Raw genomic sequence first — 26,512 nt, 5'->3', positions numbered from 1 at the left:
ATGACAGCTCCTGCGGCGCAACTGGAGCAACTCGGCCGCCAGATGGCGTTCTACGGCCGGGCCATCGCCTGGGCGCCGCAAGCGATCCGGCGGTATCCACGCGAGGTGCTCAGGCTGCTGGGTGAGGTCAGCTTCGGCAGCGGGGCCCTGGCGGTGATCGGCGGCACGCTCGGCGTGATGATCGGCATGACCCTGTTCACCGGCACCGTGGTCGGACTGCAAGGCTATTCGGCGCTGAACCAGCTCGGCACCTCGGCGCTGACCGGGTTCATCTCGGCCTACTTCGACACCCGCGAGGTCGCGCCGCTGTCGGCCGGCCTGGCGCTGTCGGCCACGGTCGGCTGCGGCTTCACCGCCCAGCTCGGCGCGATGCGGATCTCCGAGGAGGTCGACGCGCTCGAGGTGATGGGCGTGCCGAGCCTGCCCTACCTGGTCACCACCCGGATGCTGGCCGGTGTGGCCGCGGTCATCCCGTTGTACGTCATTGGTCTGCTCTGCTCCTATCTGGCCTCCCGCGAGATCACCGTGCTGTTCTACGGCCAGTCGGCCGGCACCTACGACCACTACTTCGCGCTGTTCCTGCCGCCGGTGGACGTGCTGTGGTCGTTCGGCAAGGTGATGGTGTTCAGCGTCGTGGTCATCCTCGTGCACTGCTACTACGGCTACACCGCCAGCGGCGGGCCGGCCGGGGTCGGCGTGGCCGTCGGCCGGGCGGTGCGGGCCGCGCTGGTGTCCCAGGTGGTGCTGGACTTCTTCCTCAGCCTGGCGATCTGGGGCTCGTCCACGACGGTGCGGATCGCCGGATGAACCGGTACCACGTGTTCGGCGCGGCCTTCCTGGTGGCCATCGTGGCCTTCCTGTCGTTCACGGTGGCCGTCTACGAGAAGGCGTTCACGCCGGCCGTGCACGTGACGCTGGAGACCGACTCGGTCGGCAACCAGCTGACCCCGGGCTCGGACGTGAAGGTCCGCGGTGTGGTGGTGGGGGAGGTGCGGTCGGTCCGCACCGACGGCGGCCTGGCCTCGCTCGACCTTGCGCTGCAACCGGATCTGATCGACCAGGTGCCCTCGAACGTGACGGCCCGGCTGCTGCCGAAGACGTTGTTCGGCGAACGCTATGTGGCGCTTCAGATCCCGAACCAGCCGGCGGCGCCGATCCAGGCCGGGGCGGTGATCGGCCAGGACCGCAGCAGCTCGGCCGTCGAGATCAGCAAGGTGCTCGACGACCTGATGCCGGTGTTGCAGGCCGTGCAGCCGCAGAAACTCGCCGGCACCCTGACCGCCCTGTCGCAGGCGTTGGACGGCCGAGGCAAGCAACTCGGGGAGGTGCTGACCCAGGCCGACTCGTACCTGCGGCAGCTGGCCCCCTCGTTGCCGGACCTGAACGCCGATCTCGCATCCCTGTCCCACGTCGCCGACACGTATTCGACCGCCGCGCCGGACTTTCTGCACGCGCTGGCCGATCTCACCACCACCAGTCGGACCCTGGTCGACCAGCGGTCCCAATTGGACACTCTGTACTCGGTCGTCACCACGACGTCGGTGGACCTGGACAGCTTCTTACGGGTCAACGAGGCCAACGTCATCGGCCTCGCCGGCTCGGCCGCGCCGACCCTGGCCGTGCTGGCCAAGTACGCCCCCGAGTACCCGTGCGTGCTGGGCCAGCTCGCCGACCAGTTGGCCAACGCCGACTTCACCTTCGGCAAGGGCACCGACCACCCGCAGATGGGCAAGTTCACGCTGACGATCACCGCCAGCCGGGGCGCGTACCAGCCGGGCGTGGACACGCCGAAGTACCTGGACACCCGTGGGCCGCAGTGCTACCAGAAAGCCAGCAGCGGCAACCTGTTCCCGCAGTACCCGCCCGGCGGCCCGATCAAGGACGGTTCGACCCATCCCGGTACCCAGGACTCCGCCGGCCAGCCGGCCACCACCCACCCCGCAAGCGCTTCCGTCGCCGGTTCGTCGGCCGAGCAACAACTGCTCAACCTCCTTGAGGCGCCCCAACTCGGCCTGATGCCGCAGCAGACGCCCGGCTGGAGCGCCCTGCTGATCGGCCCGCTGCTGCGCGGCTCGGAGGTGACGCTGAAATGAGGTCCGTCCTCGGCCCCGGCCTGAAGATCGCGATCTTCACGGTGGTCACCGTGGTGCTGACCGGCATGCTGGCGGCGACCATCGTCAACGCCAACCTCGGGAACACCGCCACCTATCACGCGATCTTCTCCGACGTCAGCGGCCTCAACAAAGGCGATGACGTACGGGTCGCCGGTGTCCGAATCGGACAGGTCGACGACATCGCCCTGGTGGACGACAAGAACGCCGAGGTGACGTTCGACCTGGCCGCCGACCGGAAGCTGCCGGCGGCGACCACGGCGTCGGTCAAGTACCGGAACCTGGTGGGGCAGCGGTACATCTCGCTCGGCACCGACGTCGGCGACCCGAACGCGGTGCTGCGGCCCGGCACCACCATCCCGCTGGACCGCACCCAGCCGGCGCTCAACCTGACCGCGCTGTTCAACGGCTTCAAGCCGCTGTTCCAGGCGCTGTCGCCGAAGGACGTCAACCAGCTGTCGTACGAGATCATCCAGGTCCTGCAAGGGGAAGGCGGCACGGTCAGCGACCTGCTCGCGCACACCGCGTCGATCACCTCGGCGGTCGCCGGGCGGGACCAGGTGATCGGGCAGGTGATCGACAACCTGACCGCGGTGCTGGGCACCATCAACGGCCGCGGCGCCGAGCTGTCCAGCCTGATCAGCACGGTTCAGCAGCTGGTGAGCGGGCTGGCCGCGGACCGGCAGCCGATCGCCGACGCGATCACCGCGCTGGACGGCCTGACCACCGCGACCGCCGGGCTGCTGGCCCAGGCCCGGCCCTCACTGCAGTCGGACATCGGCAATCTCGGGCAGGTGTCGCAGCTGCTCAACCACGCCGACCCGTCGCTGGACTCGTTCCTGCAGAAGCTGCCCGGCGACCTCCAGGCCTTCACCCGGACCGCGAGCTACGGCAGCTGGTTCAACTACTACCTGTGCCGGCTGTCCGGCTCGGTCAGCATCGGCTCGCTGGGCGTGTCGCTGCCGATCGTGCCGTTCCCGGTGTCCCAGATGCCGGCGAGGTGTGGCCCATGAGGCGGGAAGTAGCCATGAGGAGGGAAATACTCGTCGGAGTGGTCACCGTCGTGGTGCTGGTGCTCGGCGTGCTGGCCGCGTTCAACGCCGACGACCTGCCGATCATCGGTGGCGGCACGACGTACTCGGCCTACTTCGGCGAATCGGCTGGGCTGGTGGCCGGCAATGAGGTCAGCGTGGCCGGCGTGAAGGTCGGGCAGGTGCGGCGAGTGTCCTTGGCCGGCAACAAGGTGCTGGTGGAGTTCCGGGTCAGCGACGTGTTCCTCGGCGACAAGACCAGCGCCTCCATCCAGATCCGGACCGTGCTCGGTGACAAGTACCTCGCCCTGCAATCGGCTGGCTCCCAGGCCCAGGATCCACGGCAGACCATTCCGCAGTCCCGCACCATGTCGCCGTTCGACGTGACCGACGCGATCAACCAGCTCGGCCAGACCGTCGGCCAGATCGACCCGAACCAGCTGGCCGCCAGCTTCCAGGTGATCTCCGACGCGTTGAAGGACACGCCGGAACCGTTGAAGCAGGCGGCGTCCGGGCTGTCGTCACTGTCCACGACAATCGCCTCCCGTGACGATCAGATCGCCGGTATGTTGGCCGGCACCAACCAACTGAGCTCAACCGTGTCGGCCCGGGGCGCCGAGATCAGCAAGCTGCTCGACGACGGCAACCTGCTGCTTTCCGTGGTGCAGCAGCGCAAGCAGGCCATCGCCCAGCTGCTCACCGGCACCCAGCAGCTGGCCAAGCAGCTCAGCGGGCTGGTCACTGACAACCAGGACCAGCTGCAGCCGGCGCTGGACCAGCTCGACGAGGTCACCGCGGTGCTGGCCCGCAACCAGGACAACCTCAGCCAGGCGCTGGCCTCGCTGGCTCCGTTCGTACGGGTGTTCAACAACACCATCGGCACCGGTCGCTGGTTCGACGGCTACATCTGCGGCCTGCTGCCGCCAGCCCAGACCACGGCCGGCCTGGAGTTCAATCCCGGCGGCTGCTCGACGCCGCTGGCCGATCCGAGCCTGGGGTCGAAATGACTCGCATCCTGGCAATCGCTTGCGTCGTCGCGTTGGTGCTGGCCAGCGCCTTCCTGTGGCTGGCCCCGACTTCCGGCACGGTCGTGACGGCGTACTTCGACAAGACGATCGGCCTCTACGCCGGCTCGGCGGTCCGGGTGCTCGGAGTGAAGGTCGGCAGCATCGACTCCGTGATGCCGGTCGGCGGCCAGGTGAAGGTTCAGTTCACTGTGGACCGTGACGTGCAGATCCCGGCCGGCGTGCATGCCGTGGTGATCGCGCCCAGTCTGGTCAGCGACCGCTACGTGCAGCTGACGCCGGCCTACGACGGTGGGCCGGAGCTGCCGCCGAACTCCACGCTGTCCCGGGACCGCACCGCCAGCCCGGTCGAGCTGGACCAGTTGTTCACCAGCGTCGACCAGCTCAGCCAGGCCCTGGGGCCGTCCGGCGCCAACAAGAACGGCGCGCTGTCCAACGTGATCGACTCCGCCGCGGCCAACCTGGCCGGCACCGGTGACGCCTTGAACAACACCGTCAAGCAGCTCAGCCAGGCCGCCGGCGCCCTGGACAGCTCCAAGGGCGACCTGTTCGGCACCGTCGACAACCTGAGCAAGATCACCTCCACCCTGGCCGCCAGCGACCAGCAGGTGCACGACCTCAACGGCCGCCTGTCCGACGCCACCGGCTTCCTCGCCGACAACCGCCAGCAGCTCGGCGCGGCCGTGTCCGCGCTGGCCTCGGCCCTGACCAAGGTGCAGAAGTTCCTCACCGACAACAAGGGGCTGATTCAGACCAATGTGGACAATCTGGCCGCCATCACCAAGACCCTGGTCGACCAGCGCGCCGCCCTCGCCGAAGTCCTCGACGTGGCGCCCACCGCCGCCACCAACTTCGTCAATGCCTACGACGCCAAGTCCGGCACCATCGCCGTGCGCGGCAACATCAACGAGCTGACCTATCCGCCGGTCATGATGATCTGCCAGCTGTTGCAGCGCAGCACCCCCACCCAGATTCCCAGCGCCCTGGCCGACATCTGCAAGCAGATCGCCCCGCTGCTCGACGGGACCCTGCACCTGCCGTCGGCGGCGCAGGTGCTGTCGGCGCTGCAACAGGGCAAGCTACCGCCGCTGCCGTTGCCGCTGTTGGGAGGAGGAAAATGAAGCGCTGCCTCATACTCCTCCCGCTTCTGCTCGTCGCCGGATGCAGTCTCTACGACACACCGCTCCCCGGTGGCGCGGATCTCGGCGACCGGCCGTATCACGTGACCGTGCAGTTCGCTGACGTTCTCGATCTGGTGCCGCAGTCCAGCGTGAAGGTCGACGACGTGCCAGTGGGCCGGGTCGACCGCGTGGACCTGGGGCCGGACAACAAAACCGCCCTCGTGGACGTGCTGATCAACGGCTCGGTGCGGCTGCCGGCCAACGCCGGGGCGCAGCTGGGGCAGTCCAGCCTGCTGGGCGAGAAGTACGTGGAACTGACCGCGCCCGCGCAACCCAGTGGCCAGTTGCGGGACGGGGCGGTGATCACCAAGGACCGGACCGGCCGCAGCCCGGAGATCGAGGAAGTGCTGGGGGCGCTGTCGCTGCTGCTCAACGGGGGCGACATCGGCCAGATCCAGAACATCGTGCGGGAGCTCAACGCGGCCATGACCGGCAACGAGCCGCAGATCCGCTCGTTCCTGTCTCAAGTGGACAATCTGGTGCGGGACCTGGACGGCCAGAAGGACAGCATAGTCAAGGCCATCGACGCGATGAACCGGCTCACCGGCACCCTGGCCGGCCAGCGCGACAACATCGCCACCGCCCTCGACCAGCTCGGCCCCGGCCTCCAGGTCGTCACCCAGCAGCGCGACGAGCTGACCAGCATGCTCAACGCCCTGGACCACCTGTCCTCGGTGGCCGTCGACACGATCAACCGCAGCCGCGATGACCTGGTCGGCGATCTCCAGCAGTTGCAGCCGGTGTTGCAGAAGTTGGCCGAGACCGGCTCGAAGCTGCCGACCGCGCTGGAGTACCTGGCCACCTACCCGTTCAGCGACTATGCGGCCAACGACGTGAAGGGCGACTACTTCAACTCGGACATCCGGTTCAACCTGGACCTGAGCTCGCTGCTGGGCCCGCAGTCGCCGATCATCGGGGGTGCGGGATGAGGCTCCGCGTCCAACTGGCCGTCTTCCTGGTCATCGCCCTGGTCGCCATCGTCGGCCTGTACCGGTTCCTCCAGACGCCGGGCTATCAGATCACCGTGCAGCTCAGCGATTCCGGCGGGGTGTTCCCGAACGCCGAGGTGTCGTACCGGGGTGTGACGGTCGGGCGGGTGAACCAGCTGAAGCTGTCGCCGGCGGGCGTGCAGGCGCTGCTGACCATCGATTCGTCGGCCCCGCTGATTCCGGCCAGTGCCAAGGCGGTGGTGGCGAACCGGTCGGCGGTGGGGGAGCAGTACATCGACCTGGAGCCGGCGGACGACAAAGGTCCGTACCTGGCCCAGGGATCGACCATCGCGCAGGACCGGACATCGCTGCCGCCGACTCCGGACGAAGTGCTGTCCAATTTGGACTCGTTGGTGAAGAGCGTGCCGGCGGACAAGCTGAAGGTGGTGGTGGACGAGCTGGACAAGACGTTCGCCGGTACGGGTCCGGATCTGCAGAAGCTGTTGGACGCCAGCCGTGATCTGACCGCCGCCGCGGCGCAGCACCTGCCGCAGACCAAGGCGCTGCTGGCCGATGGCAAGACGGTGCTGGACACCCAGAACCGGGACGCGGCCGACATCACCTCCTTCGCGACCTCGCTGAACCAGATCGCCGGCCAGCTCAAGGGATCCGACGCCGACATCCGGTCGCTGATCTCCGCCGCGCCGGCGGCCGCCCAACCAGTGGACGACATCCTGCGCTCCTCGGGCCGCAATCTCAGTGTGGTGCTGGCCAATCTCTACACCACCACGGCCATCACCTCGACCCGCACCGCCGGCATCGAGGAACTGCTGGTGGCCTACCCGGTGATCACGGCGTTCACGCCGGGCTTGTCGCCCGACGGCACCGGGCACCTGGGTCTGATCCTGAACTTCTTCAATCCGTTCCCGTGCACCAAGGGCTATGAGACGACCCAGGAACGCCCTGCGAACAACACCGCCCCGGCGGCCGCGAACAGCCAGGCCTACTGCGCCGAGCCGCCCAGCAGCCCGATCGACGTCCGTGGCTCGCAGAACGTGCCGCGGGGCAACACACCGCGCCTCCCTGGTGCGCTGGGGACGACTCAGACCACACCCTCGCCGACGAACATGGCCCAGCTGCTGGGATTGCCGGGATGAGCCGGGTCCTTTCGGTTATCGCCTTGCTGGCCGTGCTCGGGGCCGGCTGGGCTGGTTGGAGTTGGTGGCAGTCCGCGCACTCCGACGACGTGACGTACGGCCAGGCCCGGGACCTGGTGCTGGCCGCGGCCTCCGATCAGATCAAGACGTTGAACACGGTCGACTATCGCGAGGCGGATGAAGACCTGACCCAATGGCAGCGGGTGACGACCGGCAACCTGCTGACCCAGTTGACCAATCAGCACGACAGCGACGTGAACTCGACCAAGTCACAGAAAACAGTGTCCACGGCCAAGATAATCGACGCCGCGGTCAGCACCTTGGACAGCAGGGCCGGCACCGCGACCGTCCTTGTCGCAGTCGAGGTGACGATCAGGCAGGCTGACGGTCAGCCCTCGGTGCGAAAGAGCCGGGTGGACGCGGTGCTGTCCAGGACTGAGGACGGCTGGAAGACCGGCACCGTGCAGGTGATCGAATGAAGGCCGCCATCGCGGTCATCGTCGTCGCACTGGCGGCCACGGGATGGTTTCTGCTGAACCAGGCGCCACCGATGGCCAACACCGCCTTGGTCGACACCACGACCACGAGCCAGGTCGAGGCGCAGGTCAAGACGGCGGTCGAGAATTCGTTCTCCTACGACTACACCGACACCGCCCGCACCGAGAAGGCCGCCAAAGCGGTGCTGGTCGGCGACGCCATGCGGGAGTACGAGCAGTTGTTCGCCAAGGTTCGCACGCAGGCCTCCGAGCAGCAGTTGGTGCTGGTCAGCACCGTCCGGGCGATCGCCGTCCGCGAGCTCAAGGGAGACGACGCGACGCTGCTGGTCTTCGTGGACCAGCAGGCCGTACGAACGGGAGACAACGGCAATACATCGACATCCGCCCAGCTCACCGTGGTTGCACACCGAACCGGCGACAGCTGGCGGATCACCGGGCTCACGGTGCTCTGAACTCGACATTCGGTTGCCTGAGAGCGGGACTCGCGAGTTGACAGCGGCCATATAGTCGGATCCGAACAGTCGGATCCGAGGGGTGGACGTGGTCAGGAGAAGTCGGAACACGCTCGCGCTGGCGGTGCTGGGCCTGCTCATGGAGCGGGCGTCGCACCCGTACGAGATGGCGCAGACGCTGCGGGAGCGGAACAAGGGAACAAGCTTCAAGGTCACCACGGGCTCGCTCTACGACGTGGTGGAGGGCCTGGAACGGGACGGCTGGATCCGCTCGGTGGAGACGGTGCGGGAGGGCAACCGGCCGGAGCGCACCGTGTACGAGCACACCGAGCTGGGGTTGGCCGAGTTCCAGAAGTGGATCGACGAGCTGGTGCGGGTGCCGGTCAACGAGTACCCGAAGTTCATCGCGGCGGTGAGCTACGTCGGAGTGCTCGGTCCGGACGGCGCGGTGGACGCGCTGACCGAGCGGGCCGAGCGGTTGGCGAAGACGATCGACGAGACCGATGAGCACATGAGGACGGTGCCGGTGCCGCGGTTGTTCGTCATCGAGGTCGAGTACGCGCAGGCGATGCGCCGTGCGGAAGTGGAGTGGCTGCGGCGGACCGCGGCCGAGATGACGGCCGGCGGGATCACCTGGCCGAAACCGGGGGAGTTCTAGTGCGCACAGATGTGGTGATCGCCGGCGCCGGGCCGGCCGGACTGATGCTGGCCTGCGAGCTGGCTACCGCGGGCGTGGAAACCGTGCTGCTGGAACGGGAAGCGGCCAGGCCCGCCTTCTGCCGCGGGTTCAACCTGAACGCGCGCAGCCTGGACGTGCTGGACCGGCGCGGCATCGCCGACCGGTTCATCAACGAGGGGCTGAAGGTGCCGGTCTCCTTCTTCGGCCTGCCGGCGCCGCTGGACATCGGCCAGCTGGACTGGGACCACCCGTACACGCTCGGCATCCCACAGACCCGGGTCGAGGAGATCCTGGAGGAACGTGCCGTCGAGCTCGGCGTGGACGTCCGTCGGGGCGAGGAAATCCGCACGTTCGAGCAGGACGAGGACGGCGTGACCGTCAACGACTCGATCCGTGCGAAGTACCTAGTCGGCTGCGACGGCAGTCGCAGCGTGGTCCGCAGGATCGCCGGAATCGGCTTCCCGGGCACGGAGACCACCCGCTACGTCATGTTCGGCGATGTCGAGGCCGACATCGCACTCGGCAAGCACGAGGGTGGCGTGCTGGTGATCCCGCGCACCGGTTACGTCCGCGTCGCGGTCGCGGATCCGGTGCTCAACCGCGCGGAGCCGATCACCCTGGAGATTCTGCAGTCCACTGTGGACGAGGCGCTTGGCCGGCATGTCGAGCTGGCGAATCCCCGTTGGGTGACCAGGTTCGGCAATGCGGTGCGGCAGGCGGAGCGCTACCGCAGTGGTCGGGTGCTGCTCGCTGGCGACGCGGCGCACATCCACCCGCCGGCCGGCGCACAGGGCGTCAACCTGGCCATCGCGGACGCCATGAACCTCGGTTGGAAGCTGGCCGCCGCGGTGCAGGGCTGGGCGACGCCGGAACTGCTCGACACGTACCACTCCGAGCGGCATGCGGCCGGTGCGCGGGTCCTGATGCATACGCAGGCGCAGGCGTTGCTCGGCGGCGACAGTGTCGGTCCCTTGCGCGAGCTGTTCGTTGAACTGAGCGAGCTCGACGGTGTCGGAAAATATCTCGCGGAACTCGTCACCGGTGTGGAAACCTGTTATCCCATGGGGGAATTCACCTCACATGCGTGGCTTGGCCGAATGGCGCCGGATGTCGCCGTCGCCGTCGACGGCCGCCCGACCAGTGTGGCCCGGCTGCTGCGGTCCGGCCGGGGAGTGCTGCTCGACTTCGGCGTGGCCGACCACCCGCCGCTGGACCGGATCGACGTGATCAGGGCCGAACCCCTGGACGACGTGCCGGTCGGCGCGCTGCTGCTCCGCCCCGACGGGCACGTCGCCTGGCTGATGACTCGCGACGGCCGCCTGGAGCCAGGGCCGCTGGCCGACGCGCTGTCCCGGTGGTTTGGCCTGGTGCCGGCGTGACGACGGACGGCCTGGTGCGCCGGGTCGCGGTGCACCAGGCCGTCCGGCCGGGAGCGAGAGTCTGGCTCGACGGGGCTGACGGTGTCGGCCTGATCGAGCCGGTGGGCGCTGATCCCGGTTCCGGCGGCTGGGGCCGGGGCGGGCGGTGTGCCTGACGGCCCTGCGTGCGGTGCGTGCGGTGAGCCGCCCGAGAGGCCGTGGTGTACCCGGGCGCCCTGGCGCTGTGCCGGGCGTTGGGGTTCGCCGGCTACGCGCGCAGCGTCGACTTCCGGCGTTGAGCGGTCGGTGGCGACGAGGGGAGACGCCACCGACCACCACGGGAGGAGATCAGCACTGCTTCCACTCGAAGTGATAGGTGGAGTGAATGCTGCCGTCCGTCGAGTCCATCTCCATGAAACTCGTGCTGGCCGGATCGGAGCTGCCGGCGGCCACCCGCAGCTCGGTGTTGACATTGAGCAGCCGGTCGACGCCGCACGGCGCGAACACCAATGACGCGACATCGGTCGCGTCGACCGTCTCCCAGTCATCCTGGAACGGTCCGGAGAACTTGTGGGGGACCCGGGCCGTCGGCGCCGTGCCCTGGAAATAATAGTTGGCCTGTTCCATGCCGGTCGCGCCCGAGGACAGCGCGGCGAAGCCGCGGTAATCGGCCTCGGCGATCGCGTAGGTGAACCCCTGCGGCACGTGGATCCGCAGAGCCAGCTGGCAGTTCTTGCGGATGTCGGTCGGCGAGGACTGCGGGCCGACCTGGGCCAAGTAGTTGCTGTAGGTGACGGTGAACGCGGTGTTGTCCCTGGCCACGGCGACGGCGGCGGTTCCGGCGGGGCACCCGGACCCGTTGACCGTGACGACGTCGACCGTGATCGGGCTTGAAGGCGGCGGAGAAGCGGGAGCGGAAACACCGGAAGTGATCATCGATAAAGCCAGACCGGTGGCCGCCATCGTAGTAAGCATGGGTTTCCTTCCCAATACTTTTCACGACAAGGATCGCACGCGTCGCTCACCGTAGCGCCAAGCGTAACAACGCGGCACCCACTGAACGGTGCAACATGAAAACACCCCGTTGTCCGATCGTGGGATGAATTGACGCCAGCTGGTTTCCGTGACGGAAACCGCATTGGCTGATTTAGTGCGGACGGGCTATCGGAACACGCTCACGTCGGTGCTGCGACCGCCGAAACGCGATGGCTCCGTTCGGCCGAGACGTTTGACTCGGCAGCGACCGGGTAACCGCTCCCATCGGGCCGGACGGGGCCCAGTGGAGGTGAACGGCCATGATCGTCGGAATCGTGCTGGTCGTGCTGTCGGTCGCCGTCGGGGTGGCGGCGGTCGCGTTCAACGGCGCCGGTTCGACCCACGAGATCACCGCGTTCGGGCAGCACGTGACGAACGCCAACGAGACCCAGGTCTTCGTCGGCGGCATCGTGATCGGCCTGGTGTTCTGCGTGGGTGTGTGGATGGTGTCGGTGGCCGGCAAGCGGCGGCGGGCGCTGCGCGCCGAGTTCCGTGCCGCGCGCCGGGAAGCGGCCGACGCCGGCCGTGAGCGGGACCGCCTCGCCGAGCAGTTGAGCACCCAGCAGGAGATCACCCAGCGGGAGCAGGAGACCACGGTGCCCGGTCGCCACCGCGACCGCGAGGTCACTTCCTGAGTTCCTTGCGCCAGACGAACTTCAGCCCCGACCAGTCCTCGGACAGGGCGGCCACCTTGACGTCCACCAGTCCGGTCGGCAGTAGAAGTTCACGCAGCAGGTTGTCGGTGATGTCGCTGCGGTGCCCGCCGGCGCGGCGGGGCCAGCAGACCCACAGCGACGACGCCACCGCCAGTCCCGACGCAAGGGTGGTGACGTCGTCGCCGAGGTCGGCGTGGCGGCGGTAGAAGGCGAGGACGACATCTGCCCCGGCGATGTCGTCCTCGACCAGTTCCACGTCCGGCAGGGCCCATTCCCGTGGGGTCCATCCCGGCGGGGCATGCCGCAGTGTCACCCGGTGACCCGGCTTGACGCCGAGCTTGCGGTCCAGCGGCGTGCCCTCGACCATCCGGTGATTCTAGGGCGTTCCGGTCGCGGCTGACGGGGCCCATTGGGCGAGTTCGGCCCGGGCCGCGGCGAGCTGGCTGTCTGAAGGCGACGCGGACGGCTCGGCCACCAGGGCGTAGTGCAGGCCGGGGGAGGCGGCCAGCAGCAGCTGGTCGCCGCTGCGGGTCGATGACACGTCCGAGACCACCGTCGCGTTCATGCCGGCCGGCACGTGCAGTTCGGTCGGCGCCGCCAGGTCCGAGCCCTGCCAGACCAGCACGCCGTAGCGGCCGCTGCCGACGATCGCCGACGTGGCGGGCATCGAGCTCGGCACCGAGTTCCAGGTCAGCACCTGGCTGCCGTCGCGGGACCGGTCCTCGTAGGTGAACGCCAGCGTGTGGCCGGCGACCGCCGCCGGGTACAGCCGGTCCAGCAGCCGCGGGTCCTGGCGGAGCTGATTTCCTTGCACCGACGAGTAGTCCTCGCCGTTCCAGCCGTCGCCGATGGTCTGCACCTTGCTCGGATTGTCGTTCATCAGCTCGTGGTGCTGGCCGCTGTAGACGTCCCAGTGCCACTGCGTGCCGGACAGCACCGGGCCGGACTGGCCGGGGTGGCTCCACCAGTTCGCGCCGGACAGCCGGGAATCCAGGGCCTGGTACATCGCCTTGTCCACGGTCGGCGTCTTGTCCGAGGTGTAGCCGGTCAGCGGATGCCCGAACTCGGTGACGATCGCCGTGGTGCCCAGGGCCTGGGCCCGGTCCCGGATCGTGCCGAAGTCGGTGCTGTACTGGCCGTCGCCGGCCTTGCCCGGCATGAGCACGCCGGACTGGGCCAGCTCGTCGTAGAAGTGCGTGTTGAAGACGTAGCGCGAGCCGATCGCGCCGGTGTCGAGGAAGCCGCCGGTCTGCCGTTCGAAGGAGATGTTGGCGTTCCAGAACATGCTCGGCTCCACGAAGGCCGGCTTGTCCTGCCAGCCGGCGGTGTCCATGGCCTGCCGGAAGCGCTGGAAGAAGGGCCAGAGTGTGTTCTGCTCCCAGGTCTGGCTGTTCTGGTTGGCGTCGTAGCGGCCGGCGTAGGGCTCGTTCCACGGGTCCATGCCGGCGACACCGGCGAACTCGTCGGCCGTCAGATGGTCGTGCAGGTACTGCATGGTCTGCGTGGCCTGGCTGACGAACTCGTCCTGGACTCCGTTGGCGTTGTGCCAGAAGTCGCTGGTGGCGTCCTGCACCGCGCCGTTCTGGGTGACGTTCTGTCCCCAGTGGACACACGCGCCGCAGTTCTCCTGCGGGTAGTGGCCGAGGTCGACGACCCACTTCGGCGCGCCGTCGCCGCTGTACCAGCTGCCGGTGTTGAACAGGTAGCGGGAGTAGAGGTCCTGGTGGTAGTCGGGCAGCACCTCGATGCCCGCGTCGAGGAACGCCCGCATCTGGTCGGTGAGCTTGGCCAGGTACGTCTGGTCGAGCTGGCCCCGCGTGGGTTCCGCGCCGGCCCAGGAGACCAGGAAGCGGACCGCGTTGGCACCGGTCAGCTGGCGCATCGCCTGCGCCGACGACTGCGCGTCGGCCGTGCTGGCGAACGGCAGGAAACCGTTCTCCGCCAGCTTCACCTCGCCCGAGACGTTGAAGCCCCGCAACACCACCTCGCGGCCGTAACCGTCCACGAATGTTCCATTGTGGACAGTCAGCTGGCGTGCCCGGACGTCATCGGCCATCGCCGCGGGGGCCGTGCCCAGCACCGCCGTCGCCGCCGCGAGCACCGCAACCAGTGCCCTCATCACGCTCCCAATAACGTGAAAAAAATTCGCGACCGACGGTAGTGAGGGGTGGGGAGTCGGTCAAGGGGCCGTTCCGGTGGCAAGGGGTGGTTGTTGTGAGGTTGTCGGGGGTGTGGCGATGGTGGTGGAGGGTGGTGGGGTGGGGTCAGGTGGGTGGGTGCTTCGGGTGGGTCGGTTGCGGTTGGGTGGGCGGCTGGGTTTAGGGCGGGCTTAGGACGGGAGGGAGGGTGAGGGGAGTGTGGAGGTGAGGGTGATGGGTTGGCCTGTGGTTGTGGGTGGGGGTTCTACGGTGTGAAGGGATGCTTGTTTTTGGGTGGTTGGGTGAGAGATTGTTGTTCGCGGGCCCGCTTCACTGTTGAATTGTCAAAGAACGGTGTGGCTGTCAGTACTGGTGGGGCTGGGTGGTGTAGTGGCGGCCTTGCGGGGTGACCCAATGGAGCGTTCCGTCAGAATCTAGGGTCACGGTGTAGTTACCGCATTTGCCGTGCTTGACGCGATGATGATGAGCGCAGTAGCCCTTGAGTTGGGTGGCGTTGGTCTTACCTTGTGGCCAGGGAACGGTGTGGTCGAGTTCCCTGATTGGACTGATACAGCCTGGGGCCGAACAGGTGCCGCCGTCGCGGAGGGTGGAGAAGGCGCGGGTTTCGGCGTTGGGGCGGTAGGTGTGGGTCCCGATGGCGGCGGCATGGCGGTACTCGTCGAGAAGGAGACCGTTCCAGGGGCCGTGCATGGCGAGTTCGCGGGCGGCGTCAGCGGCGATGGGGCCGTAGCCGTCGAGCAGGGCGGGGTCCTCGGTCAACCCCATCAGCGTCTCCATCGAGATGGTGACATGCACCTTGACCTTGCGATCCACGCCGTAGCCCAGGAAGCGGTCCAGGAAGGCGTCCGCCCGCTTCTGGTCGGTGGTGCGGTCGTCTTTGGCGAGGGAGCGGGCGTCCTGGACCAGCAGTTCATAGGCGGCGCGGGCGTCGATGGCCGGGAGGGTGAGGCGGAGTTGGGCCATGCCGTCGGGGAGCGGGATGAACTCGACCCGGCGGTCCTCGCGGGCCTTCTGGCGGCGCTGGTCGTAGCCGAGGGGGTCGGCCTCGGCGACGAGCTTGGTGGTGAGGCGGGCCAGTTGGGTGCGGGTGAGCCTGGGGGCGATGTCGACCAGGGCGTCTTCGACCTGGGCGACCAGGTCGGGCCTGGCCAGGTGGACAATCCGCTCGTCGACGACCTGGAGCCGGCGTAGATCCAGTTCGCCGCGCCGGACCAGGTCGGCGAGTCGGGGCAGCCGGACCAGAGCCTCGGCCTGATCCTTCTGACGGACCACGGACTGCTCAGGCTCGTGAATGGCCATGGCGAGCTCAGTGGTGTCCTCGACGCACTGAAGAATGGACAACAGCGCGTGATCGGCAAAGGCCTTGATCTTGCGGAGACAGATGGTCGCAGTGGTTTGCAGTTCCGGTGTGAGACTGGTCAGATCCGCACCCAGAAAGAAGTCCAACATGGCCCCCGACGGTTCCATGCTCTCCATCTCGCGGGCGAGGTCTTCCATGCCTCCAGAATACTCACACACATGATCGAACTCGAATCACTAACGAGTGAAAATTTGCTGCATAATCGCAGTTATTCATCACCTTGCGCTGATCATTGGGTCAATGATCGACCACACCAATATCGGAGGGTGGATTTTGCGTGGAGGGGGGCGATGGCCCTCGCTTGTACGCGAGAGGGGCAGGCCTGCCTGCCCCGGAAGTGCCCCTCGTAGGCCATCGCCCAGAGGCTCCACGCAAAATCCATCCGGAGCCACCACGAGAACTCCCCGCCACTGCCCCAACTTTCGCCAGACTATCCACAATGGACTGAACGTCCTGCGCGCCTACCCCGAAATTCGGGTGCGACCACCCGCACCCCATCGCTACCGTCGCCCCATCATGACGAAGCTGAACCAGATCATCGCGGTCGAGAAGGGCGTCAAGAGCGGCGCGCTCCGGGACCTGACCGATGCGCACCACGCCCTCCAGAAGCCCGCGCTGCTGGCCGGCATCTCCCGTACCTACCAGCCGAAGGACGAGGACGGCGAGGTCCTGCCGCCGGAGTCGACGCGCGTCCAAGTCAAGACCGAGGACGTGTTGCGGCGTACCGCGACTGTGCTCACCCGCCTGTTCGACGTCACCGCGACCAAGGACTGGGCCAACTGCGTGGCCCGGGCAGACGTGGTGGTCGACGGCCGCACGCTGCTGGCCGATGTGCCCGTCTCCTACCTGCTCTTCCTGGAGAAGCAGCTGGTCGACCTGCACACCTTCGTGAAGAAGCTGCCGCTGCTCGACGCCGCCGAGTCGTGGAACTTCGAGGAGTCCGCCGACTACTGGCGCACCGAGCAGGTGCGGACCATCCGCACCAAGAAGGTGCCGCGCAACCACGTGAAGGCCGAGGCCACCGAGAAGCACCCCGCCCAGGTCGAGGTGTACTACGAGGACGTGCCGGTGGGCTACTGGACCACCGTCAAGTTCTCCGGCGCGCTGCCGGCCCGCCGTGTCAACGAGCTGCTCGACCGGGTCGAGAAGCTCCAGCAGGCCGTCAAGTTCGCCCGCGAGGAGGCCAACGGCCACGAGGTCACCGACCAGCGCGTCGGCGACGCCGTTTTCGGCTACCTGTTCGGGTAGCGTCACAGACTCCCCCGCTGGAGCGCGGGGGCGCGCCCCGGACACCGGGGCGTGAAGCTGAAACTGAGTCGTCAGCCTGATTTCTCCCGGCCACAGCGGAGGTTCGAGTCCTCCTCCCGGCACTTCCGCGCCGGGGTAGCCCAACTGGCAGAGGCAGCCGGGAATCAACCTCAAGCTCTCGCTCCAGCGTCAGCATTCCGCCGAACACCGGATCGCGCGGGGACGGGCGACCATCGTCGAGGTGCTGGTTCAAATCCAGCCGGCCGCGCCAACCATGCGGCCGTAGCTCAACGGAAGAGCGCGGCGACCTGACACTGACCCGTCCCCTTAAACGTGCCGGTGTGCGCAATTGGGCGGCCAAGCAGGGCCCCGGACTGGCCATGTCCGGGGCCCACCGTCATTTCAGCGATCTCGGCGACTGCGACCTCGCCGTCGTCGTCACGATCGGAAACCGCATTTCGATGTGTCTGAGAGCGGGACTCGCGGGGGTCAGCCGGCTTGCTGGTCGTCCTGGTCCTGGGGCGTGGACTCGGTGAGGGAGGCGGCGCGGAGGGCGACCTCCAGTTCGAAGCGGGCGTCGGGGCAGCGGAGTTGGTCGCCGAAGAGGCGTTCGACCTGGCGCATGCGGTAGCGGACGGTCTGCGGGTGCACGCGGAGGCGGGCGGCGATCTCGGGGGCGCCGCCGCGGGTTTCCAGCCAGGCCAGCAGGGTCTCGCCCAGTCGCTTGTGCTGTTTGTCGGTGAGCGGGGCGAGCGGGGCCAGCCGGGTGCGGATGAGCTGTTCGACCAGGAACTCGTCGGTGAGCAGCCACAGCGTGGACAGGTGGTCGGCGCAGCGCACCGGGAAGGTCTCGGCGATGGTGTTGCGGCGCACCAGGTCCCGGGCCAGCTGGGCGTGCCGATGCGACTTGGCGGCGTCGGCCAGCGCGGTGGTCGGGCCGATCACGACCCGCCAGCCGGCGAGTGCGGCGGCGCACCGCGGCCACCAGTCGGAGTCCTCGGAGTCGGGCACGATCAGACAGCCGACCGCGCCCTGGAAGTCGGCCAGGATCTCGGCAGACAGCTCGGGTTCGGCCTCGGCCGGCCCGCCGGCCCGGTCGACCATGACCACGCACAGCCGGTCGGGCAGCGGCCAGCGGGCGGCGGTGGCCAGCTCGACGGCCTCGGCCCTGGCCGTGTCGTCCTCGCTGATCAGCAGCCGCAGCAGGCGCTTGCGCCGTCGTTGCCGGCCCTGTTCGCTGCGGGCCTGCATGTCGGCGTAGCCCTCGACGGACAGCGCAATGAGCTCGTCGGCATAGGCCAGGGTGGCCTCGCCGAGCGTCCACATCATGGCCGTGGGCAGGCCGCTGCGCTGCCGGAACCGGATCAGGTGCCGCCAGGCCACCCGGGTGCCCAGCCGGTAGGCCTTCTGCAGCGAGTCGAGGCTGCGGCCCTCGCTGGCCTCCAGCCGGCCGAGCTGGCGGTACACCTCGGCGAAGTCGGGGCGCGGCCGGTCGGGGTCGGCGATGCGGTCCACGAACTGCGTCAGCGCCTGGTTCACGCCCAGCCGGATGGCCTGCCCGTAGCAGCCGTCCAGCGGTTTCGCGTACTCCGGGATGGTCGCCCGAATGGCGTGCACGATCTCCTCGGCCAGCGGGGGCAGCTGAGGTCGGATCAGTGTCGCCAATTCCCTGGGCAGCCGTTCGGCGGTCGTTCTCATGGCGTCATCCCCAGAACTGTCAGGTGTTCGGCGATTCTGCCACACGGGACCGCGTTTTGACTCCGGTCGGTAATCGTCAGAATCGTGACAGTGAATGCTCACGATCATGACAAAGAGCCGGGGTGGAGCGCTCCCATGCGCTCCACCCCGGCGTAGAAAGGCCTTTCAGCTCAAGGTGAGCGCCGTGTCGTCGAGCACGAAAGAGGTCTGCAGTGAGGAGTCCTCACTCCCACTGAATGAGACGGTGACGGTCTGGCCGGCCAGCGACGAGACGTCGTACGAATGCTGAACGTAACCGCTGTTCGCGTTGAGGTTGGAGAACGTGGCCACGGTGGTCGAGCCGACCTTCACGGTCAGCTTGTCGTACTGCGTGGTCGTGGTGGTCTCGGCGGTGTCGATGTGCAGGTAGAACGACAGCGTCGCGTGGCAGCCGGCCGGAATGGCGACCGACTGGGTGGCCGAGTCGGTGTGGGTGGTGCCGTAGCCGTCCAGCCAGGCGAAGTGGGTGCCGCCGTGGGCGGTCTCGCCGGAGCCGTTGGCGTTGACCACACCGGAGGTCGTGGTCCACGGCGCGGTCCCGGACTCGAAGCCGGCGTTGCCCAGCTGCTGGCCGGAGCAGCCGCCGCCACCGCCGGTGGTGATCGTCCACGAGAACGAGGCGCTGCCGGTCTTGCTGGCCGCGTCGGTGACGGTCGCGGTCACGGTGTTCGAGCCCGCGGTGGTCGGCGTGCCGGAGATCAGACCGGACGAGGAGATCGACAGGCCGGCCGGCAGGCCGGTGGCGCTCCAGGTGTACGGCGCGGTGCCGCCGGTGGCCGAAAGCTGGAGGCTGGCCGCGGTGCCGACGACGCCGGACTGGCTGCCCGGGTTGGTGACGCTCGGCGAGCCGGGCGGCGGCGGGGTGCCGCCGGCGGTGAACGCGGCGGTGCCGTTCGGGGTGCCCAGGCCGGTCGGCCCGTCCCAGCCGGCGCCGGCCTTGCACTGCACGGCCGTGGAGCAGCTGCCGTTGCTGCCCGAGGTCACGTCGTAGAGGGCGCTCGCGTTGGCGTACGGGTAGGCGGCCGGGCGGTCGCTGGAACCGGGGGCGCCGGCGAGGGCGTAGACCGAGGCGATGATCGGCGAGGAGGCGCTGGTGCCGCCGTAGACGGCCCAGCCGCTGCCGCCGTAGGTCTGGTACACGGCCAGGCCGGTGTTCGGGTCGGCCACCGCGGACACGTCGGCGTCGGCACGGTTGTTGCAGCCGGTGGTGACGCCGCTCTGGAAGGACGGCTTGGCCACGTCGCTGGAGCAGCCGGAGCCGGCGCCGCTCCACGCGGACTCGGTCCAGCCGCGGCTGTTGCTGGCCTTGCTCAGCGAGGTGCCGCCGACCGCCGTCACGTACGCCGAGGAGGACGGGTAGCTGATGCCGTAGCCGCTGTCACCGGTGCTCGCGGTGATGGCCACGCCCGGGTGGTTGAAGTAGCTGGAGTCCGAGGAGTTCTCCGTGCCGTCCTCGGAGCCGCCGTAGCTGTTGGACACGTACTTGGCGCCCATGCTCACCGCGGTGTTCACGGCCGTGCCCAGGTCGCTCATGGACGGCTGGTTGGCTTCCACCAGCAGGATGTGGCAGCCGGGGCAGATCGCCGACACCATGTCGACGTCCAGCGAGATCTCGCCGGCCCAGCCGGTGTCGCCGGAGGGCAGCGGGCTGGTCTGCCCGTTCTCGTTGACCTTCTTGAAACATCCGTTGGCCGTGGTGCAGGCCGGCAGCCCGTAGGTGGACCGGTAGGTGGCCAGGTCGGACTCGGCGTTCGGGTCGTCGTTGGAGTCGATGATGGCCACGGTCGCCGACGCGCTGCCGGACGCGGTCAGGTTGTAGGCGCTGCGCAGGTCGCTCGGGCCGTAGCCGCTGGGTAGCGCCGGGGTGTTCGGGGACGCGGTGACGTCGGTTCTGCGCAGGGCGAAGCAGGACACGAAGCCGGGCTTCGGGTTCTGGTCGCAGACGTGGGTTACGGGGTGGTTGGACGGGGTGGCGATCGGGGTCGCCGACGCCAGCGCCGAGCCGGCGGTCAGCGCCAGTGCGGCCATTCCGGTGAGAGCGGCCAGCCATCGACTGGGACTGCGCACAGTTTCCTCCCTGGCAGGGTAGAGGGAAAGCCGTGCTCGTTGTGTACCGTGCCGCGGCGTCAATCGGTGGCGCACCGGTGTCAGTGGCACTAATGTGCCGAAACGAACGCCAGCCCAGGGAGAAACCATGGTTTCGGCGGACACCGGTCACCTTGTCACCCTCGGACTCGGCGAACAGGCCGCCCGGGCCTATCTCGCGCTGGCCGCCCTCGGAACGTCCACACTGGACCAACTGGCCGACGCGGCCGGCCGCCGACCGGAGCAGATCCGTTGCAGCGTAGAGGAACTGCTCCAGGTGGGGCTGGCCGGGCGGTCCGGCTCCGACCTGGTCGCCATGCCGCCCGGCCCCGCGCTGGACCTGCTGGCCCGGCGCAGAGAGGCCGAGCTGGCGGCGGCGAGAGTGGCCGCCGCCGACACGTTTCGCCTGCTGCGCCAACGGGTCTCGGTCGGCGTGGACACTCTCCTGGAGATCATCGACGAGGCGGCCGTGCAGGACCGGATCCGGCAGCTGGAGCAGTCGGTCCGGGCCGAGGTGCGCGGCCTGGACTCGCCGCCGTACTACACCGGGGCCGACGTCAATCAGACCGAACTGGACAATCTCGGCACCGGCATCCGCTATCGCGCGGTGTACGCCAAGACGGCGCTGGATCGCTCGGAGTACTTGGCGGACAACGTGGTTCCCTGCGTGAAGGCCGGCGAGGAGGCCCGCACGCTGCCGGACGTGCCGGTGAAACTGTTGATATTCGACACGGACTGCGCGGTGGTGTCGCTGTCCAGCGCCGAGGCCGACAACGTGGGCGGCTCGGCGCTGCTGATCCGCCCGTCCAGCCTGCTGTCCGCGCTGATCGGGCTGTTTGAGATGTGCTGGCGGGCCGCGCTGCCGCTGGCTCTGGGCGACTCGGCCGGCGGCCCGTTCCTGCAGCCGAGTGAACGTCGCCTGCTGGGGCTGCTCGCCGCCGGCCTCGGCGACGAGCAGGTGGCCCGCACCCTGGGCATCAGCCGGCGGACCCTGTTCCGGCACCTGGAGAGCCTGATGTCGCGCACCGGCGCGGCCAACCGGTTCCAGCTGGCCCTGCACGCCAAGCGCAACGGCTGGATCTGACACCCCCGCGAGTCCCGCTCTCGGGCAACTGAATGTCGAGTTCCGGAACTCGACACACGGTTGTCTGAGAGCGGGACTCGCGGGGTCAGTGGCGGATGGCTACCAGGGACTTGGTGAGGCCGGCGGCCTTCTCGTGCCAGATGTCGGAGTCCGGGAACAGCAGGCGCATCTCGGTGAGCGACAACAGCTCCGTGGCCAGCACGGCGTCGGCCGAGGCGGCCCAGCCCTCGGCCTTGGCGTGTCCGAGCGGCCACACCCGGATCGCCGCGGCCCGCGCCGACACCGGCAGGAACTGCAGGCCCGGGAACGCCCAGTGCGGCTCGATCGGGAAGTACCGGTACGGGGTCTGCACCCAGTGCCGCTTGGCGTAGCTGTGGATTACGTCGGCCAGCTGCCGCCGCCGGGCGTAACCGCCGACATGCTCCAGCAGGCTGTTGGACACCACGAGGTCGAACTCCGTGCCGGCCAGGCCCGCCGGTTCACAGGCGTCGCCGACGATGTGGTTGAGCCACGGCTCGTCGGCGTCGGCCGAGGACAGGTTGACGGTGGTGACGTGGGCGGGCCGGACGGCCGACTTGCGCCAGAAGTCGGGCAGGCCGCCGAGGTCGAGCACCCGCATCTCGGCCAGCGACGGGAACCGCCGCATCAGCTCGTCCCAGCGCTTGGCCCGAGCCCGCGCGGACAGCGACCGCGGGTTGTTCGGGTTGGTCAGCTGCTGCTGAATCCGACGCGCCACGCTCATCCCAGGCTCCTAGTCCCTCGCCGCATACGGGACCCATCGCTTCGACCGCCGGGGGGATTACGGGCGGCCGCCAGATCCGGGCGATCGGGCCAGCGCCCTTCGGCCACCCGACCGACTACGTAGACTCGTCCGGTGAGCGAAACGGCCGGTGTCCCAGTCCGCCAACAGGGGATGCGCGACCACAACCTGGGCGTGGTGCTGCGCTGCGTCGCCGACGGCGAGGGTGTGTCCCGCGCCGAGGTGGCGGCCGCCACCGGGCTGACCAAGGCGACGGTGTCCAGCCTGGTGGACGAGTTGGCCCGGCATGAGCTGATCGTGGAGGCCGGCCTGGCCGGCAACAGCGTCGGCCGGCCCGGGCAGGCCCTGCGGCTCAACCCGGACGGCCCGGTCGGCGTCGGCGTCGAGATCAACGTGGACTACCTGGCCTGCTGCGTGCTGGACCTGTCCGGCCGGCCCCGGCACCAGGCGGTGTCCCTGGTGGACAATCGGGACCGCCCGGTGGCCGAGGTGCTGGCCGAGGCGGCGGGGCTGGTCGAGGCGGCGCTGGACGCCACCAGGGCGGCCGGTCTGCCGGCGGCCGGCGTCGTGGCGGCGGTGCCTGGACTGGTCCGCACGTCGCAAGGGTGGCTCGCGTCGGCTCCGAACCTGGGCTGGAACCGGGTGCCGGTGGCGGCCGAGCTGTCCCGGGACGGGTGGCCGCCGGTGAGCGTGGAGAACGAGGCGAACCTGGCCGCGCTGGGCGAGCTCTGGTTCGGCGAGCCGCCCAGGACCGACTTCATCCACGTCTCCGGGGAGATCGGCATCGGCGCCGGCGTGATCGTCGGCGGCGAGCTGTTCCGTGGCCGCAACGGCTTCGCCGGCGAGCTCGGCCATGTGACGGTCCGGCCGGAGGGGCCGGTCTGCGGCTGCGGCGCGCGGGGTTGTCTGGAGGCGATCGCCGGGCAGGAGGCGATCCTGCGCGCGGCCGGCCTGCCGCCGCGCACCGGCACGACCCTGGCCACGCCGGCCGGTCCGCTGGCGCGGCTGGTGGAACGGGCCGAGTCCGGCGACGAGCGGGCGGTCGACGCGGTTGAGGTGGCTGGCGAGGCCCTCGGTATGGCGTTGGCCAGCATGGTGAATCTGCTCGACTTGGACGCCGTGCTGCTGGGCGGCATGTTCGCGCTGCTGGCCCCGTGGCTGCGGGAACCGGTGCAGGCCGAGTTGTCGGCCCGCGTGCTCGGCGCTGAGTGGACGGAGCCGCAGGTGGTGGTGTCACGGCTGGGCTGGGAAGCAGCCGTGCGCGGCGCGGCCGGCTCGGTGATCAACCGGATCGTGCAGAATCCCGCTGATCACGTGCGCCGCACCGCCTGACGTCAGGGTCGTCGGCATGAGGCTGACGACCCTCGGCGGCGGATTCCGGGACCCGTTGGCGCACAAGGCCCTGTTGGCCGACAACACCGTCACTTCCCTGGTGCCGCACGACGTCGACGAGCGGATCGCCGTCGCGGAAGGCGTGGCCCTGCGCCTCTTCGACCGATACGTGGAAGAACACCTGGAGCTGGCTCACCTGCGCCGACCGTGACCGTTCCCGGCGATAAGGTTGTGCCCTCAAACTTTCGGCTACAGTGACATCCGGGGGAGGTGAGGATCTTGAACATCAAGCGTGCCTATCACCAGTACTGCGGCTTGGCGTCGGCGCTGGACGTGCTGGGGGAGCGGTGGACGCTGCTGATCGTCCGCGAGCTGTTGCTGGGGCCGCGCCGCTACAGCGACCTGCTGGCCGACCTGCCCGGACTGGGCACCAACCTGCTGGCCGACCGGCTGAAGTTCCTGGTCGACAAGGGGGTCATCCGGCAGTGCCTGAGCCGACCGGCCTACGAGCTGACCGAGGCCGGCGCCCTGCTGCGGCCGGTGGTGCTCGACCTCACCCGCTGGGGCTTCGGCTTCACCCCGGACAAGTCCACTGTGGACGCCGTCCGCCCGCGCTGGGGCTTCCTCGCCGCCGAGACCCGGCTGCGGGCCGAGTGGGCCGGGGATGTCGACGAGGACTACGAGTTCCACGTCGACGACGAGGTCTTCCGCTTCGAGGTCCGCGCCGGCCAGGTGCAGGCCGCTGCCGGCCGGGCCCCCGGCCAGGCCACCGTCGTGGCCACCGCTGACGCCGTGACCCTGGTGCGCCTGGGCTCCGGCCAGATGACCGCCGCCGACGCCCTGGCGGCGGGGGAGCTGACCATCAGCGGGCCGACCGACGCGGTGCAGCGCTGCCGCCGCCTGCTCGACCTCGCGTGACAATCGCGCCGCCGTTGTCAGCACGCACGTGAGTGGCTCACCTGGCCGGCGCGGCCAAGTGAGCCACTCATGTGAACGTGTGAACCGCGGGGATTACGACGGTTAGGGGCAGGTCTTCCACGCGAAGTGGTAAGTGGTGGTGATGCTGCCGTCCGTCGAGTCCATCGACAAGAAGCTGGTTGTCGTCTTCGTGTTAGACGTTCCGGCGGCAACCCGCAGTTCAGTGTTAATGTTGAAGTTGCGTTCCTGGCCGCAGGGCTCCCAGATCAGCGACGCGATGTCGGTCGTGTCGGTGAACTGCCAGTCGTCGTCGAAAGCGCCGTTCAGGTTGTGGGCAATGTACGCGGTCGGGGCGTTCCCCTGGAAGTAGTAGTTCGCCCGCTCCGTTCCGGAGGCACCCGCTTCCAGATGGCCGAAGCCGCGGTAATCGGCCTCGGCGATCGCGTAGGTGAATCCTGACGGCACGTGAACCCGCAGGTTCAGCTGGCAGTTCTTGCGCAGGTCGGTCGGCTGCGCGCCCACCCCGACCTGTGCGATGTAGTTGCTGTAGGTCACGGTGAACGCCGTGTTGTCCGGGGCGACGGCGACCGCGGCCGTGCCGGCCGGGCACCCGGAGCCGTTGACCGTCGCGACGTCGATGACAATCTTGTCGGGCGGCGGCGGGTTGGTCCACGCAAACGGTTGGGGAGTTTGCAACAGTGAGAAAAGCACACCGGTTGCGGCCAGCGCTTTCAGCATGGGTGTCCTTCCCAATACTCCACGACTGGGGGGCGGGTGCGACCCACGGTAGCCGCAAATGCGAAAAATGGGGCCCACTGAACGGAGTAACAAGTTGAGTCGTATTCAGCTTCGTCCGGACAGGGCACGATGGGATCGTCCCATGAGTGGTCGGCGATTGTGTCAGCCGCGTCCGATGAATGGCATCGACGTCGCCATCACCGTCATGAACTGCACATTGGCGCTCAAGGGTAGTCCGGCCATGTAGAGCACCGCGTCGGTCACCGCGGAGACGTCCATACGCGGTTCCGCGCGAATGGAGCCGTCGGCCTGCGGCACACCGTCGGCCATTCGGGCGGTCATCGCCGTCTCGGCGTTGCCGATGTCGATCTGGCCGCAGGCGATGTCGTACTGGCGGCCCTCCAGCGACAGCACCCGGGTCAGTCCGGTGATGGCGTGCTTGCTGGCGGTGTAGGCGGCCGAGTTGGGCCGCGGCACGTGCGCGGACAGCGAGCCGTTGTTGATGATCCGGCCGCCCTGCGGCCGCTGCCGCTTCATCACCCGGAAGGCGGCACGGGCGCACAGAAAGGAGCCGGTCAGATTGACGTCGATCACCTTCCGCCACATGTCGACCGGCATGTCCTCGATCGGCGCCGCCCGACCGTTCGTGCCGGCATTGTTGAACAGGAGGTCGAGCCGGCCCCAGGCGTCGTCGACGATGTCGTAGAGGTGGTCCACCTGCTCCTCGACGGCCACGTCGGTGGGCACGACCAGGGCGTTTGGCCGATCGCCGGCCGTCTCCCGCAGTGCCTGCTCGCGCCGTCCGACCAGGGCCACGTGGTAGCCGGCGTCCAGCAGGGCCACCGCCGCCGCGGCCCCGATGCCGGCGCCCGCGCCGGTCACGATTGCAGTCCTCATGCTGGTCAACGTACCGTCGGACGTCCATAGTGGACCGGCTACGGGTGTGGCCAACACCTACTGCCCGTAGTAATGCATGGTCG

At 68.6% G+C, this 26,512-nt stretch carries 27 protein-coding genes; 18 read left to right on the top strand and 9 right to left on the bottom strand.

Annotation, left to right across the window (positions count from 1 at the left end):
- From JJ691_RS20560 to JJ691_RS20505, 12 genes are all read left to right on the top strand, one after another.
- Entirely contained in the window at nt 1–807 is an 807-nt protein-coding gene (locus JJ691_RS20560; RefSeq protein ID WP_211770350.1) for an MlaE family ABC transporter permease, read from the top strand.
- The gene (locus JJ691_RS20555) at nt 804–2,093 is read left to right on the top strand and encodes an MCE family protein (RefSeq protein ID WP_211770349.1); all 1,290 of its coding nucleotides are present in this window, start codon (nt 804–806) and stop codon (nt 2,091–2,093) included. Before JJ691_RS20560 ends, JJ691_RS20555 begins: the two co-directional genes overlap by 4 nt.
- Nucleotides 2,090–3,124, top strand: coding sequence for an MCE family protein (locus JJ691_RS20550; RefSeq protein ID WP_211770348.1), 1,035 nt, complete (start codon nt 2,090–2,092; stop codon nt 3,122–3,124). Before JJ691_RS20555 ends, JJ691_RS20550 begins: the two co-directional genes overlap by 4 nt.
- Entirely contained in the window at nt 3,121–4,149 is a 1,029-nt protein-coding gene (locus tag JJ691_RS20545; protein ID WP_211770347.1) for an MCE family protein, read from the top strand. The genes JJ691_RS20550 and JJ691_RS20545 overlap by 4 nt, the downstream gene beginning before the upstream one ends.
- Nucleotides 4,146–5,288: an MCE family protein gene (locus JJ691_RS20540; RefSeq protein WP_211770346.1), complete on the top strand. Its 1,143-nt coding sequence runs from the start codon at nt 4,146–4,148 to the stop codon at nt 5,286–5,288. The genes JJ691_RS20545 and JJ691_RS20540 overlap by 4 nt, the downstream gene beginning before the upstream one ends.
- The gene (locus tag JJ691_RS20535) at nt 5,285–6,277 is read left to right on the top strand and encodes an MCE family protein (RefSeq protein WP_211770345.1); all 993 of its coding nucleotides are present in this window, start codon (nt 5,285–5,287) and stop codon (nt 6,275–6,277) included. The genes JJ691_RS20540 and JJ691_RS20535 overlap by 4 nt, the downstream gene beginning before the upstream one ends.
- On the top strand, nt 6,274–7,434 hold the full coding sequence (locus JJ691_RS20530; RefSeq protein WP_211770344.1) for an MCE family protein: 1,161 nt from the start codon (nt 6,274–6,276) through the stop codon (nt 7,432–7,434). The genes JJ691_RS20535 and JJ691_RS20530 overlap by 4 nt, the downstream gene beginning before the upstream one ends.
- The gene (locus JJ691_RS20525) at nt 7,431–7,913 is read left to right on the top strand and encodes a hypothetical protein (protein ID WP_211770343.1); all 483 of its coding nucleotides are present in this window, start codon (nt 7,431–7,433) and stop codon (nt 7,911–7,913) included. Before JJ691_RS20530 ends, JJ691_RS20525 begins: the two co-directional genes overlap by 4 nt.
- Entirely contained in the window at nt 7,910–8,383 is a 474-nt protein-coding gene (locus JJ691_RS20520) for a hypothetical protein (RefSeq protein WP_211770342.1), read from the top strand. The genes JJ691_RS20525 and JJ691_RS20520 overlap by 4 nt, the downstream gene beginning before the upstream one ends.
- A gap of 88 nt (nt 8,384–8,471) precedes the next feature.
- Nucleotides 8,472–9,041 carry a PadR family transcriptional regulator gene (locus JJ691_RS20515; protein WP_249228071.1) on the top strand — a complete coding sequence of 190 codons (570 nt, stop codon included), beginning with the start codon at nt 8,472–8,474 and terminating at the stop codon, nt 9,039–9,041.
- The gene (locus JJ691_RS20510) at nt 9,041–10,441 is read left to right on the top strand and encodes an FAD-dependent monooxygenase (RefSeq protein ID WP_249228070.1); all 1,401 of its coding nucleotides are present in this window, start codon (nt 9,041–9,043) and stop codon (nt 10,439–10,441) included. The genes JJ691_RS20515 and JJ691_RS20510 overlap by 1 nt, the downstream gene beginning before the upstream one ends.
- Nucleotides 10,438–10,596, top strand: coding sequence for a hypothetical protein (locus JJ691_RS20505; protein WP_211770341.1), 159 nt, complete (start codon nt 10,438–10,440; stop codon nt 10,594–10,596). The genes JJ691_RS20510 and JJ691_RS20505 overlap by 4 nt, the downstream gene beginning before the upstream one ends.
- A gap of 172 nt (nt 10,597–10,768) precedes the next feature.
- Here the strand turns inward: JJ691_RS20505 and JJ691_RS20500 are convergent, their stop codons facing one another.
- Nucleotides 10,769–11,395 (bottom strand): DUF4360 domain-containing protein, encoded by a 627-nt coding sequence (locus tag JJ691_RS20500; protein WP_442912742.1) that lies wholly within the window; start codon nt 11,393–11,395, stop codon nt 10,769–10,771.
- Between the two features lie 320 nt (nt 11,396–11,715).
- Here JJ691_RS20500 and JJ691_RS20495 point away from each other — a divergent pair, with 320 nt between their 5' ends.
- Nucleotides 11,716–12,090, top strand: a complete 375-nt coding sequence (locus JJ691_RS20495; protein WP_211770340.1) for a hypothetical protein — start codon at nt 11,716–11,718, stop codon at nt 12,088–12,090.
- Here the strand turns inward: JJ691_RS20495 and JJ691_RS20490 are convergent.
- From JJ691_RS20490 to JJ691_RS20480, 3 genes are all read right to left on the bottom strand, one after another.
- A complete protein-coding gene (locus tag JJ691_RS20490; protein WP_211770339.1) occupies nt 12,080–12,478 on the bottom strand; it encodes a DUF3052 family protein in 399 nt (132 codons plus the stop codon). The genes JJ691_RS20495 and JJ691_RS20490 overlap by 11 nt on opposite strands.
- 9 nt (nt 12,479–12,487) lie before the next feature.
- Nucleotides 12,488–14,230, bottom strand: coding sequence for a cellulase family glycosylhydrolase (locus JJ691_RS20485; protein ID WP_211770338.1), 1,743 nt, complete (start codon nt 14,228–14,230; stop codon nt 12,488–12,490).
- Between the two features lie 382 nt (nt 14,231–14,612).
- Complete coding sequence (locus JJ691_RS20480) at nt 14,613–15,767, bottom strand: DUF222 domain-containing protein (RefSeq protein ID WP_211770337.1); 1,155 nt, start codon at nt 15,765–15,767, stop codon at nt 14,613–14,615.
- Nucleotides 15,768–16,146: 379 nt separating this feature from the next.
- On the opposite strand from JJ691_RS20480, the gene JJ691_RS20475 reads away from it, so the two are divergent.
- Nucleotides 16,147–16,878: a DUF7873 family protein gene (locus JJ691_RS20475; RefSeq protein WP_211770336.1), complete on the top strand. Its 732-nt coding sequence runs from the start codon at nt 16,147–16,149 to the stop codon at nt 16,876–16,878.
- Between the two features lie 489 nt (nt 16,879–17,367).
- On the opposite strand, the gene JJ691_RS20470 is transcribed toward JJ691_RS20475, so the two are convergent.
- Together JJ691_RS20470 and JJ691_RS20465 are read right to left on the bottom strand one after the other, a co-directional pair.
- The gene (locus JJ691_RS20470) at nt 17,368–18,576 is read right to left on the bottom strand and encodes a helix-turn-helix domain-containing protein (protein ID WP_211770335.1); all 1,209 of its coding nucleotides are present in this window, start codon (nt 18,574–18,576) and stop codon (nt 17,368–17,370) included.
- A gap of 165 nt (nt 18,577–18,741) precedes the next feature.
- Nucleotides 18,742–20,682, bottom strand: a complete 1,941-nt coding sequence (locus JJ691_RS20465; protein ID WP_442912741.1) for a putative Ig domain-containing protein — start codon at nt 20,680–20,682, stop codon at nt 18,742–18,744.
- 127 nt (nt 20,683–20,809) lie between these two features.
- On the opposite strand from JJ691_RS20465, the gene JJ691_RS20460 reads away from it, so the two are divergent.
- The gene (locus JJ691_RS20460; protein ID WP_211770334.1) at nt 20,810–21,784 is read left to right on the top strand and encodes a LuxR C-terminal-related transcriptional regulator; all 975 of its coding nucleotides are present in this window, start codon (nt 20,810–20,812) and stop codon (nt 21,782–21,784) included.
- A gap of 85 nt (nt 21,785–21,869) precedes the next feature.
- On the opposite strand, the gene JJ691_RS20455 is transcribed toward JJ691_RS20460, so the two are convergent.
- Nucleotides 21,870–22,526 carry a class I SAM-dependent methyltransferase gene (locus JJ691_RS20455; protein WP_249228068.1) on the bottom strand — a complete coding sequence of 219 codons (657 nt, stop codon included), beginning with the start codon at nt 22,524–22,526 and terminating at the stop codon, nt 21,870–21,872.
- 132 nt (nt 22,527–22,658) lie between these two features.
- Between JJ691_RS20455 and JJ691_RS20450 the strand changes: the two genes are divergently transcribed.
- The 3 genes from JJ691_RS20450 to JJ691_RS20440 all read left to right on the top strand — a co-directional run bounded on the left by JJ691_RS20450 (nt 22,659) and on the right by JJ691_RS20440 (nt 24,794).
- On the top strand, nt 22,659–23,876 hold the full coding sequence (locus JJ691_RS20450) for an ROK family transcriptional regulator (RefSeq protein ID WP_249228067.1): 1,218 nt from the start codon (nt 22,659–22,661) through the stop codon (nt 23,874–23,876).
- Between the two features lie 16 nt (nt 23,877–23,892).
- On the top strand, nt 23,893–24,087 hold the full coding sequence (locus JJ691_RS20445; RefSeq protein ID WP_211770333.1) for a hypothetical protein: 195 nt from the start codon (nt 23,893–23,895) through the stop codon (nt 24,085–24,087).
- A gap of 68 nt (nt 24,088–24,155) precedes the next feature.
- Nucleotides 24,156–24,794 carry a winged helix-turn-helix transcriptional regulator gene (locus tag JJ691_RS20440; protein WP_211770332.1) on the top strand — a complete coding sequence of 213 codons (639 nt, stop codon included), beginning with the start codon at nt 24,156–24,158 and terminating at the stop codon, nt 24,792–24,794.
- Nucleotides 24,795–24,896: 102 nt separating this feature from the next.
- On the opposite strand, the gene JJ691_RS20435 is transcribed toward JJ691_RS20440, so the two are convergent.
- Both JJ691_RS20435 and JJ691_RS20430 read right to left on the bottom strand, forming a co-directional pair.
- A complete protein-coding gene (locus JJ691_RS20435; RefSeq protein WP_211770331.1) occupies nt 24,897–25,532 on the bottom strand; it encodes a DUF4360 domain-containing protein in 636 nt (211 codons plus the stop codon).
- A gap of 162 nt (nt 25,533–25,694) precedes the next feature.
- Nucleotides 25,695–26,429, bottom strand: coding sequence for an SDR family oxidoreductase (locus tag JJ691_RS20430; RefSeq protein ID WP_211770330.1), 735 nt, complete (start codon nt 26,427–26,429; stop codon nt 25,695–25,697).
- Between the last annotated feature and the right edge of the window lie 83 nt (nt 26,430–26,512).

It is taken from the genome of Kutzneria sp. CA-103260 (genome assembly GCF_018263855.1).
Classification (GTDB): domain Bacteria; phylum Actinomycetota; class Actinomycetes; order Mycobacteriales; family Pseudonocardiaceae; genus Kutzneria.
This window is presented reverse-complemented; position numbering and strand designations above follow the sequence as displayed.

Coding starts and splice junctions, on each gene's coding strand:
- JJ691_RS20545 (WP_211770347.1), top strand. CDS start 3,121: ATGAGGCGGGAAGTAGCCATGAGGAGGGAAATACTCGTCGGAGTGGTC.
- JJ691_RS20525 (WP_211770343.1), top strand. CDS start 7,431: ATGAGCCGGGTCCTTTCGGTTATCGCCTTGCTGGCCGTGCTCGGGGCC.
- JJ691_RS20475 (WP_211770336.1), top strand. CDS start 16,147: ATGACGAAGCTGAACCAGATCATCGCGGTCGAGAAGGGCGTCAAGAGC.
- JJ691_RS20485 (WP_211770338.1), bottom strand. CDS start 14,230: ATGAGGGCACTGGTTGCGGTGCTCGCGGCGGCGACGGCGGTGCTGGGC.
- JJ691_RS20480 (WP_211770337.1), bottom strand. CDS start 15,767: ATGGAAGACCTCGCCCGCGAGATGGAGAGCATGGAACCGTCGGGGGCC.
- JJ691_RS20490 (WP_211770339.1), bottom strand. CDS start 12,478: ATGGTCGAGGGCACGCCGCTGGACCGCAAGCTCGGCGTCAAGCCGGGT.
- JJ691_RS20435 (WP_211770331.1), bottom strand. CDS start 25,532: ATGCTGAAAGCGCTGGCCGCAACCGGTGTGCTTTTCTCACTGTTGCAA.
- JJ691_RS20530 (WP_211770344.1), top strand. CDS start 6,274: ATGAGGCTCCGCGTCCAACTGGCCGTCTTCCTGGTCATCGCCCTGGTC.
- JJ691_RS20540 (WP_211770346.1), top strand. CDS start 4,146: ATGACTCGCATCCTGGCAATCGCTTGCGTCGTCGCGTTGGTGCTGGCC.
- JJ691_RS20455 (WP_249228068.1), bottom strand. CDS start 22,526: ATGAGCGTGGCGCGTCGGATTCAGCAGCAGCTGACCAACCCGAACAAC.
- JJ691_RS20460 (WP_211770334.1), top strand. CDS start 20,810: ATGGTTTCGGCGGACACCGGTCACCTTGTCACCCTCGGACTCGGCGAA.
- JJ691_RS20560 (WP_211770350.1), top strand. CDS start 1: ATGACAGCTCCTGCGGCGCAACTGGAGCAACTCGGCCGCCAGATGGCG.
- JJ691_RS20520 (WP_211770342.1), top strand. CDS start 7,910: ATGAAGGCCGCCATCGCGGTCATCGTCGTCGCACTGGCGGCCACGGGA.
- JJ691_RS20445 (WP_211770333.1), top strand. CDS start 23,893: ATGAGGCTGACGACCCTCGGCGGCGGATTCCGGGACCCGTTGGCGCAC.
- JJ691_RS20495 (WP_211770340.1), top strand. CDS start 11,716: ATGATCGTCGGAATCGTGCTGGTCGTGCTGTCGGTCGCCGTCGGGGTG.
- JJ691_RS20500 (WP_442912742.1), bottom strand. CDS start 11,395: ATGCTTACTACGATGGCGGCCACCGGTCTGGCTTTATCGATGATCACT.
- JJ691_RS20535 (WP_211770345.1), top strand. CDS start 5,285: ATGAAGCGCTGCCTCATACTCCTCCCGCTTCTGCTCGTCGCCGGATGC.
- JJ691_RS20470 (WP_211770335.1), bottom strand. CDS start 18,576: ATGAGAACGACCGCCGAACGGCTGCCCAGGGAATTGGCGACACTGATC.
- JJ691_RS20550 (WP_211770348.1), top strand. CDS start 2,090: ATGAGGTCCGTCCTCGGCCCCGGCCTGAAGATCGCGATCTTCACGGTG.
- JJ691_RS20555 (WP_211770349.1), top strand. CDS start 804: ATGAACCGGTACCACGTGTTCGGCGCGGCCTTCCTGGTGGCCATCGTG.
- JJ691_RS20430 (WP_211770330.1), bottom strand. CDS start 26,429: ATGAGGACTGCAATCGTGACCGGCGCGGGCGCCGGCATCGGGGCCGCG.